Genomic DNA, 9,919 nt, shown 5'->3' with positions numbered 1-9,919 from the left:
CTGAGGCGTAGAAGTGGCGCAGATCGTGAAGCGTCGTGTCCTCCGGGACTCGGACCTCGCTGCCTGCCTTCGTCAGACGGGCGTTCGCCCGCTTGACGTTCCGTGCCCACACTTTCGCCCAACTTCCGCGCCGGATTGCTCCGCCGGTCTCGCTGGTGTACAGCAACCTGGCATGGCGCCATACGGGCTTCCGGGGATTCGTCCGATCCTCGATATGCACGACCTGAGGCGGGAACTTCGCGCGGTGCCGAGCAATCTCGTCTACGACCGAACGCCCCTGAGGAACGGATCGATAGCTCTGCTTGGTCTTCGGTTCCCCGAGATACGGCACGCCCTTGTCGGGCCCGATCAATTGCTGTTTGACCGTCACGGACTCGGCAGGGCCTTCGTCCTCCAGCCCGAACAGCTCACCTTGCCGTAGACCGGTGGACGCAGCTTGCCTCACCAGGGCGCGGTACCGGGGTGAGGCAGTCACGATGAGTGCCTTCACCGCGTCCGGATGAAGCGGATGGATCTCCGGATAGAAGACCTCCGGTGGCTTCAGTCCCTCCCACGGGTACTTCGGGATGATTCCTTCCTGGTGGGCCATCTTCAGAATGCTGGTGCAGACGTTCCAGGGCGTTGCGAAGGTCGACGGAGCGATGACCGCTGACCGCTCTTTGATCCACCTCTGCCCGTCCGCCCGCTCAATGCGACCGATCGCCCGCTCGCCGAACGTCGGGTAGATGTGGAGCCGTAGGGCCCGCTCTACGTTCGTCTCGGTCCGCTCGCGGTGCACGGCTGTCTCCTGCCAGCGTTCTGCGATGGCCCTGAACTTCTGCTTGCCCAACTCGCGGTTCACGAAGGTGCCGGCATCGAGTTCAGTCGCCACCTTGGCGGCACGGGAGTCGGCAGCAGTCTTCTTCTCGAAGTTCTCCTTGCACTGCTTGCCGGACAGATCCCGATAGCGGACCTGCCAGCGTTTCCCCGTGCCGTGGTCCGCACTGGGGTACAGCGTCTGCGTCTTGCTGCTGTGCGCCTCGCACTGCTCGGCGTCGGCCGGTGGTCGGGAGAGGTGCCAGCGGTCGTATACGTCAGCCATCAGTTCCCCTCCCCCTCAGGGCAAGTCGTGTCAGCCCTGAACTGGAGTTCTTCGCTGTTTCGGGTCATGCTGCGCGTCGGCCTCCAATCTCTTCAGCGTCGTACTTGTCGAGTGCGGCAGCGTCGTACAGAACATGTCGACCACGCCTCATGAAGCACTGCGGGCCTGTTCCGGCGTAGCGCCAGTAGCGGACGGTTGCGGGCGACGTGCGGTAGCGCTCGGCGACTTCTGCAGTCGTCAAGTACCTGTTCATGACGTCCTTCCTGTTGCGATCGCCTGCTCGCTCAGTCGCCACCCCTGAAACTGACCTCATGGGTGAGTGCCGCCGCACAAACCGCAATATCCGCAGAAAACGCGAGGATGCCGGTTCACCTGCGGCGATGCTTAGTGCGGGGCCAGTGGGCAGCGCTCCGCAGAAACCCGCGATATTCCGCAAAAATCAGGGGCGGTCGTCGGGCCTGCCCCCGGGGTGGGGCTGGTGCTCGGTTTTTGCGGAATATCGCGGGATTGTGCGACAGGCCCCTTCGCCGGTGCGGGCACAGGTCCCGTCGCAGGTCAGCGGGGTGTCCGAGCTTTTCTGCGGATATTGCGGTTTGTGCGGGAGGGGTTGTGTGCGCCGACCGGCTCACCGACCGCCGTGGCGTAGGGCGGGGTGGACCAGGATGCGGGGTGCCGGGGGGCGTCCGCGCTTGCCGGTGCGCTCGGGTTGGTACGACCGCAGGTATCCGTGGTCTTCCAACAGGGCGAGGGCGGGTTCGAGATCGGCGACGGTGGGGACCTCGCTGCGGGACAGGACGGTGAAGACGTCCCGTCGACTGACGTCCTCCCACCGGTTGTCCCTGAGCGCTTCCAGGACGCTGCGGGCCCGGCCCTGTACCGGGTCGGCGCCCATGGCGTCGAACACGGCGAGGGCGTGGGCGGTGTAGTACTCCCCCAGCTCGATGGCCGCGTGCATGGTCGCTTCGGTGACCGGGTGGGCGTAGCCGTTGCCGCCGTGTTCGGCGAGGTGCAGCAACGCGGCCATGCGGGCGGTCGCGCCTACGAGTTTCCCGGCCCAGTCGTTGATGTGACCGAGCGTCCCGCCGCGTTCCTTGAGCCGTGGTTCGATGCGTTGCTGATAGGCGATCAGGGCCGCGTCCGCCTCGGGGGTGAGCTGGATGACGGCGGGGTCGGTCCAGTCCGCGAGGGACAGGGTGAGGTCGATGACCTTCGCGGCGTAGGTCGCGGCGGTCGGCTCGGGTACCGGGTCCGTGATGACCTTCCGCTCGCCGACCGTCGACACCGGCAGGGAGTACAGGAAGCGGCCCAACAGACCGCGTCCCTTCCCGCCCTTGATCTTTCCCATGTCGACCAGCACATCGGGTTGCACGGCCAGTCCCATGGTCAGGGCGGGGGCGTCAACGTACTCACGGCGGGTCTGCCGGTTGACCCGTAGGCGGCCCCCGGCATGGCCTTTGAGGAAGACCTCCATGTTGGGACTGCCGGAGTAGCGGCCCGCGATGATGTCGAAGATGCCGCCCTCATCGCTCATCACCGACAGCCGGCCGCCCTGTTCGGCGATGAGCGAGGTGACCGTCTCCGGTGTGGAGTCGTCGGCGAGCAACAGGGGTTCAGCCGGCACTGTGAGCGTGTCGGCGGTCTGCGCCAGGCCGATGGCGGTGGCCACCATCTCATCGCGCTTGTCGCCATCGGCGGACGCGGCCTTGGAAGTGGCCTTGTCCGCCGCTTCCCTGGCCAACCTCGCCGTCAGCTCCGCTTCCACGATGACCGGCTTCATAGCCGCCTTGAGCTGCTTCTCAGCCTCATAGAGCGGGTTGGTCAGCAGAGAGAAGACAGCGGACTTGCGGTTGCCGGGCGGGAGCGCGACCACGGTGTAGAGGTTGGTCGGCTCACGCCAGTTGCCGCGCACGTGAACCACCGACCGACCGCCGGCCGCCGTCGCGAGGACCGCGAGGGCGACCGAACCGCCAAGGTCCACCGGGGTCTGCGTCTCCTCCGCGACGGCCGTCACGAACTCCCCCAACCAGGTGGGGAAGACGTGGGCCGGGAACGCGGGACGCTCACGGCGGCCGGTGAGGGGAATGGGGTCCTCCCACACGTCCGGGGCCGCGTCGTCCTCGCCGGGCGGGTCTTCCAGGGTGGGCAGTCCGGCCCATAGGTCGGGGCTGTCCACAGGCTGTGGAGTCATGAGACGGCCCTCCCTTCGGCGGTGGTGTGCGGGTCAGGACCAACGGCAGAAGGGACGCCCTTGCGGGCGGCGACCTTCGGTTCGCCCACGGTCGGCCGTGGCGGGCCCTGTACGGCGCTCTGAGGGCCGTTCGAGAGGGTTCGGGATGCTTTTTTCATGCCGCGCGCTCCATAGCCGCCTCAAAGCCGTTGGCGACCGCGCGGCGGGCATACGCCTCTGGGACGCCCACCGATACGGCGACCGTCACAATCTCCTCGCCGATCGCGGCGAGGCCGCAGGGGCCGGGGCACGCGGTGTGCTGCGCGGCGAGGAACCGGGCGACGCCGAACGCCTGTGATCCGGCACCGGATTCGGTGCGGGAGCGTACGAGGGCGAGGCCGCGTTCCAAGCCGGTGCGGACGTAGCGCTCGGTGTGGCGGCACCCGGTGGCCACCGATCGGCCCCACGGGGCGCGCGTCGGGAGAGAAGAGGCCACCTCGCCCGGGGCGGGGGTGGTGTCTTCCTTCACGACCAGGGCGCGCACGGCGGCCGGGAGAACGGCCATACGGCCGGCCCCGGGACCAAGCCAACGGGCGTACTGCATGAGCGACTTGACGTCGATACCCGGCCGAACTGCGTTCGCGGACGGCATGGCGCCCCGGTAGAGCCAGTGCTCACCGCGCGTCGTCGGCACGATGCGGGTGGCGGGCAGGCTCTCGCGGGCCCATGCGACGGCCGCCGCGTTGTCCAGGTCGACAACGGTGAGCCCGGCCCCGCCGGGGTGGTAGGCGACGGCCACAGCCTCACGCCACACCGGCGCCCACACGGGCGAGGTGAGGGTGTGGGGGTCGGTGGTCGCGGCAGCCCACGCGTGGCACGGCGCGGGACACCGGCACGGGCCCGCCGCCTTCATGTTGGGCCGTCCGCCGCACGCGTTTCCCTTGCAAGTGCGGCAGTTGCCGAACGGGACTTTGCCCGCCCGCAGGGGCAGGACCGGGACGCCGGCCGCCGCGAGGGCGAGGGCGACATTCAAGGGCTCGGACGTCGCGCTCATGCCGCCGCTCCCGACGTCGCCACGGCGGCGAGGTAGGCCCGGCCGATGAACTCGGCATAGGCGGGGGGAATCGCCTCCGTCAGTTCCTCGCGCGCGCCCGTCCACGTGATGCCCATGGCCGACTGAAGTTCTGCCACGGTCGGCTTGCCGCCACCGTTGCCGTACGCGGCCACGTACGGGCCGTCGTAAAAGCGGCCGTGCCGGTAGCCCCGTACGCGGCCCCGGTGCGGGACATGCGCCGGCCGCCCGGTCGTCCAGCCACCCAACTCGAAGTTGCGGTGACGGATGACCCCGAGACCGAACATCTCCCCGCACAGCGTCAGATCCTTGCGGATCACCGCGCGGCCGTTCGGTTGCTCAATGACGTACGGCAGACCGGTCGCGTCCAAGAGGTCACGGACGGGCGCCACCAGGTCGACATGGGCGCGGCCCCACCCCTGCGAGGCATTGGTGCCCACGGTCAGCGCGCATCCGTGCTGGCACGGCGGAGACGCGTGGACGAACGCGTACCGGCGGATCTCACCCGACGCGATCAAGTGGGCGAGGTAGGCGAGGGCGTCACCCCGGTGGTACGGGAACGGGTAGTTCGGGCGGTCGGCAATGTCGCAGCCGTCCACCGCGAACCCGGCACGGTGGTAGCCCATACCGGCACCACCGGAGCACGAGAACAGATCCAACAGTCGCGACCGAGTCCGGTCTCGCCGGATGAGGGTGGGTTGGGTCATGCTGGAGGTCTCCTGTTTCTGTCGAAGGGACGGAGAACCGGGGCGGTCGCGGTCTTTGGTGAGAGGCGACCGCCCCAGCCACGTCTAGCCGTAGAACTTGTTGCGCTTGATGACGGCCTTGCGGATGTTGACCGTCGTCCCGCCGCCGTGGCCGCTCGCGCTGAACACCTGCACGGCGATCCAGCCGCCGAAGATGACGGCGGCGAGGATGACGAGCTGGGTCACCAGGGCGGTCAGGGCGGTGATGAAGGCGGTGAGCAGCAGCAGTCCGCCGCACACCGCGGCGAATCCGACGCCTCCGAGGGCGACGTTCACCGCCGTCCGGGAGACGGCCGGCTTGGCGGCGACCGGGTCCGGCTGTGCGGGGCTGATGGCGTAGCCGGTGACGATGCGGCCGTCCGGCAGGACGATGCTCGCCACGGTCGGGACCGTGCCCGGCTGTACGGGGACGATCGGGGCGGTGTGTGCGGGGACGATCGGTGTGGGGGTGTGGACTTCCACGGCCGCGATGTCCTGTCCGGCCGGGCGGCCGTAGGTGGTGGGTTCGTTCACGGTGCTGGTCTCCCTTCGGGTCAGCGGCCGATGCCGGGCAGGGCGCCGGTGACGGCGGTGACGAGCTGGTTGACGGTGTCGGCCGCGTCGGTGTTGGCGAGGTAGAAGCCGAACAGGGCGACGACGACCACCGCCCCGGCCCCGACCGCGCGGAAGCGCAGCAGCAGGCCGACGACGACGGCGAGCAGCAGAACGAGCGGGATGGTGATGGCCATGGGTCCTCCGGGGTGGGGTCAGCGGGTGCCGGCGCGGTAGGTGCGCGCGGCGCGGTTGTAGATCCAGCGGCCGACGCGTATGCGCTTGCCGGTGGCGTCGCAGCGGCGGCAGTCCTTGCCGCGTTTGGTGCGGCCCTTGCGGTCGGTCTTGAAGCCGTGGCCCATGCCGTGGCAGCGGCGGCAGTCACCGAACGGGCTCAGCCAGCACGTGACGCTGTAACCGAACGTGACGAGCATCAGGCAGGCGACAGCGAGCAGAGCAAGGCTCATCAGGGGCCTCTCAGGCGGGTTTTCGGGGGTTTCCGCAGGTGGGCCGCTAGACGCTAGCGACCTGATCAGCGGCGGTTTTAGTCGCTAGCAGGGTTGCTACCGGTAGCGACGTCCGCCGCTACCGGTAGCAGGCTGTAAGACCTATCCGGCGTCCCGCTTCTTGTTGCGCTCCGTAATCGCGGTGGCGATGTCGTCGCGCTTGATGCCGCGCTTGTTGACCTGTTCGCCGTCGATGCGCCGGCTGATCTGCCCGGTGCCGATGCCGAACGGCTTGAGCGCTGCGGTGAGCGCTTCCGCCTTGGGCTTGGCCTCCAGCTCCGCCCACGGCCCGTAGACGTCCGGGCGCAGGTCGGCAAGCCGGTCAACGACCGTTTCGGACCACACCTTGGCCTCGCCCTTGCCGAGCACGGACGCGACGTCGTCAAGGATCGTCGCGGAGGTCTCGGGCGCCGGGACCTCGCCCACCGCGTCACCGGACAGCGTCCCCTCCGCCTCGCGCAGGGCGGCGGCGCGGGTGAGGATGCGGTCGGCGTCGCGGCCGTCTGCGAGGTAGGTGCGCACGATCCCGGAGTCGTCGGACATGCCCTTGAGCAGACCGACGCCCTTGTGGGACTTGAGCAGCTTGGATGCGTCCAAGCCCTCGCTGTAGGACCCGGCACCGAGGATCGTGTCGGAGACCTGGTAGGCGCCGACCCTCAGGGCGAACCGGGCCTGATGCTGGTCACGCAGCTCGGAGGGGCACGCCTTGTCGTCCGGTTTCTGCGTCGCCGTCATCACGGACACGCCGACCGCGGGGGCGACCCGGGCGAGGTAGACCATGAGCGACAGGATCTCCTTGCCGTGTTCGGGGTGGGTCAGGTACTCCTGAACCTCATCCACCACGAACAGCGTCAGGGGCATGTTCAGCTTCTTGTCCCGGCTAATCTCCGGGGTGAGCTTGCCCTCCGGGCAGACGTGCAGCGGCAGTTCGGACAACCGGTGGTACCGGTCCTCGACGTCCGCCTTCAGCTCGCGCAGCGAGGTCAGCAGGTGCTGAACCGGGTCGAACCCGTTCTTGGGCACGATGCCGAACCCGATGCGGTGCGCGACCAGCGCAAACTTGCGCCAGTCCGGCGACGCCTTCCCGTCGAACACGTACAGCCTGACGTACGGGTCCAGCGCGGCGGCGAGGGCGATCGTGCGGGCGGAGAACGTCTTGCCCTGCCTCGGGACGGCGCCGACCAGCAGCGACAGCCACAGCATGGTTGCCATGACCGGGTTGCCGCGTTCGTCCACGCCCCACGGGAACGGCTTCCAGAAGTCCACCCGGGTCGCCCCCAGCAGCGGGGACTTGCCCGAGGGGACGGCGAGCGGGTCACGGTCGGCGATCCAGTACGACACCCGCCGCCCGCTCGTCTCGTCCTTGTCCAGGAAGAGCTGAGTGGGAGCGATGTCCATACCGGAGGCGAGCCGGGCGTGTGCCTTCACCGCGTCCTCGAACGTCTTGCCGTACGGCAGATCCACCACGACGCGCCAGCCGTCGCCGTCCCGGCCGATCGGACGCGGGAACGCGATGGTCTGGTCTTTCGTGGTCAGCCCGGACGCCTCGTGCGCACGGATGACGATGTCACTGGAGAGCCGCCGCTTGCGGAACGTCACCTTGGCCATGTCGATCAGCGGCCGGTCCGCCGGCGCCCCGGCCGTCCCGAGCGTGGTCGTCAGCGCGGCCATGGCCAGCAGCAGCAGCCAGGACGGGGCCATGACGTACAGGGTCAGCGCGGCGGCGAGACCGACCATGGAAGCGATCGCGGCGACGATGCCCCGCAGCCGGACGCGGTCGTTGCGCTGCCGCGAAAGCTTCAGGTACTCCGCCGCGTCCTCGTTCGCCACTGACGCGAGCCGCAGCGACCTGCCCTCCGCGTCGAACACCCACCGGCCGATCGCGGTCGACCAGCGCCACGCACCGCGCGGCGAGTAGAACAGCACCTTGGGCGTGTAGATGCAGGGCAGGCGCACCGCGTGGTAGCCGACCACAGCCGAGTAGTGCCGCACCGCCCACTTGCGCACCGCGGTGCGCTGGTCGGGCAGCTTCACCCAGTCCGGCAGGACCGGCATGCGGGCCTTGTCCCTGGCCTCCATCCATTCCGCGACCGAGGGCGGGTAGACCTCGCGCGGCGGGTCGACCGGCGCCCCGTCACTCAGCCCATCGGCGTCCGGGTCGTCGGTGTCGGGGAGTTCGGCCTCCCACTCCCCCGGCTTCACCACACCCTCGCCGGTCGGGGCGGGCGAGTCGGCCGGGGCGGTGGGGTCGGTCTTCTTCAGCGGGAACGGCAGTACCTCAGCCGTCCGAGCGTCCGTGCTCTCCGGGTCGTCCGGGGGCGGGAAGGTGGGGTTCTCCGTCACGATGTACGCACTCCTTCGGGAGTCGCAGGGTCCGGCCGGCTTGCTGTGGAAGGTGGGCGGCCGGACCCGGGATTCGGGGTGGTTCAAGCGGCGCGCTGTTCCTCGGGAAAGGCGCAGGGCACGCACATGCCGAGCGAGGCGGGGATGACGTAGCCGGCATCCCGGCCGCACTCGGGGCAGCGGCGGCGGGCGGCGTTCGCGCGGGCCAGTGCCGCCCACCTCGCCGGGGTCATCGGCCGAACCGGCTTTGCCTGGTCGATGCGGTACAGGTAGGCGACCAGCGGGGGCCGCCGCCGGCGGGGGCGTTCGAGCTGAGCGGCCACGTCCTGACCACCAGGGCGCAGCCCGGCGGCCCGAAGCTGACGGCGGGTGGCCAGGCCGTCCGGGGCCAGGTGCCACCGGAACACCGGCAGCGCACCCATCAGGCCACGACGCGCTTCCACGCGGCCCGAAGGCGGACCTCGGATGCGGCGTGGCCGGCAGTGCGGAAGCGGGTGGCCATCTCCCGGTAGGACAGCGGCGGGGTGCGGCTGTCGCGGATCTCTTCCACCAGCTCGTCAAGCTGAGCATCCGTCAGTGCGGGAGCGGACTCCAGCGCGAGCGCGGACACCGGCTCGACGGGTCCCCAGACCGGAAGTTCCCACCGGGGCGTGACGCCCGGCGTCACACCGGGCGTGACGGGGGTCGTCACGCTGGTCAGCGCCCTGCCCGTGCCCTCGCCCTGCCGGGCGTCCTCCAGCGTCGACCACGCCCCCGCGAGGGTGGCGGCGGTCCGTGCCTGGACGCGTGCGACGCGCGCCCCGGCCACCGTCACGGCCGTCAGCCGCGTCTCCTCGGTCACCGCTTCGGCCCGCAGGCGGGCACGCGCCACGGCCGCGGTGTCGCGGGCATCCTGCTGAATACCGCGGATGGCACCCAGCGCGGACGGGGTGAGCGCGGTCCGCTCCCACATCCCGTGGACCAGCCACAGGGCCTTCGCGGCCAGGGGCAGCCACGACACGGCCAGCCACGCACCCGTGTCCGCCTCGACGGTGAGCGCGTGCGCGACCAGAACGCCCGTGGCGACCAGACCGAACGACCAGCCCACCACGGTCACCGCGGTGGAGTGGTCGCCCTGCGCGGCAAGGCGCCGTTCGTAGGCGAGGGTGGCCAGCCACCCCCCGTCGATGCCCAGACCGACCACGAGCGCGACCGGCCACGGCATCGCCGCGCCCAGCCACATCACGACCACGGCCAGAGTGAGAACCAGGGACACCGCCGTCACGGCGACGGCCGGCAGAGCGGTCGGGCGCGCCATCACGCCACCCCCGCCCCGGCAGGAACCTGCGAGTAGGCGATCAGCTCGATGTCCGCGCCGCCGTACCTGGTCCGCGCTTCCAGCACCCCGGTACGGCTGCCGCACTGCACGTGGAAGCCGACCGCGCCCGGGCCGATACCGAGCGCCGCACGCCACGCCTCGAACGCGGTGAACGC

11 protein-coding genes are annotated in these 9,919 nt (G+C 70.0%); all 11 read right to left on the bottom strand.

The features are described 5' to 3' along the window. Positions 1-1,081, bottom strand: a 1,081-nt coding sequence (locus SZN_RS32135) for a tyrosine-type recombinase/integrase (protein WP_007503278.1), incomplete at its 3' end; no start/stop codon positions are given. A 64-nt stretch (positions 1,082-1,145) separates the two neighbouring features. Continuing rightward, on the bottom strand, positions 1,146-1,334 hold the full coding sequence (locus SZN_RS39360) for a helix-turn-helix domain-containing protein (protein ID WP_078509044.1): 189 nt from the start codon (positions 1,332-1,334) through the stop codon (positions 1,146-1,148). Between the two features lie 372 nt (positions 1,335-1,706). Then, entirely contained in the window at positions 1,707-3,269 is a 1,563-nt protein-coding gene (locus tag SZN_RS32130) for a YfjI family protein (RefSeq protein WP_425274494.1), read from the bottom strand. 154 nt (positions 3,270-3,423) lie between these two features. Next, complete coding sequence (locus SZN_RS32125) at positions 3,424-4,302, bottom strand: bifunctional DNA primase/polymerase (RefSeq protein WP_007503276.1); 879 nt, start codon at positions 4,300-4,302, stop codon at positions 3,424-3,426. Next, a complete protein-coding gene (locus tag SZN_RS32120) occupies positions 4,299-5,027 on the bottom strand; it encodes a DNA cytosine methyltransferase (protein WP_043734203.1) in 729 nt (242 codons plus the stop codon). The genes SZN_RS32125 and SZN_RS32120 overlap by 4 nt, the downstream gene beginning before the upstream one ends. Before the next feature lie 84 nt (positions 5,028-5,111). After that, a complete protein-coding gene (locus tag SZN_RS32115; RefSeq protein ID WP_007503271.1) occupies positions 5,112-5,579 on the bottom strand; it encodes a hypothetical protein in 468 nt (155 codons plus the stop codon). A 20-nt stretch (positions 5,580-5,599) separates the two neighbouring features. Next, positions 5,600-5,794: a hypothetical protein gene (locus SZN_RS32110; RefSeq protein WP_007503269.1), complete on the bottom strand. Its 195-nt coding sequence runs from the start codon at positions 5,792-5,794 to the stop codon at positions 5,600-5,602. 18 nt (positions 5,795-5,812) lie between these two features. After that, a complete protein-coding gene (locus SZN_RS32105) occupies positions 5,813-6,064 on the bottom strand; it encodes a hypothetical protein (RefSeq protein WP_007503267.1) in 252 nt (83 codons plus the stop codon). Positions 6,065-6,205: 141 nt separating this feature from the next. Next, positions 6,206-8,446: a hypothetical protein gene (locus SZN_RS32100; protein WP_007503265.1), complete on the bottom strand. Its 2,241-nt coding sequence runs from the start codon at positions 8,444-8,446 to the stop codon at positions 6,206-6,208. A gap of 83 nt (positions 8,447-8,529) precedes the next feature. Then, positions 8,530-8,868 (bottom strand): RRQRL motif-containing zinc-binding protein, encoded by a 339-nt coding sequence (locus SZN_RS32095; RefSeq protein WP_007503262.1) that lies wholly within the window; start codon positions 8,866-8,868, stop codon positions 8,530-8,532. Beyond that, a complete protein-coding gene (locus SZN_RS32090; RefSeq protein ID WP_007503260.1) occupies positions 8,868-9,743 on the bottom strand; it encodes a hypothetical protein in 876 nt (291 codons plus the stop codon). Before SZN_RS32090 ends, SZN_RS32095 begins: the two co-directional genes overlap by 1 nt. Positions 9,744-9,919 lie beyond the last annotated feature (176 nt).

This window comes from Streptomyces zinciresistens K42, from assembly GCF_000225525.1.
GTDB classification, from domain to species: Bacteria; Actinomycetota; Actinomycetes; order Streptomycetales; family Streptomycetaceae; genus Streptomyces; species Streptomyces zinciresistens.
This window is presented reverse-complemented; position numbering and strand designations above follow the sequence as displayed.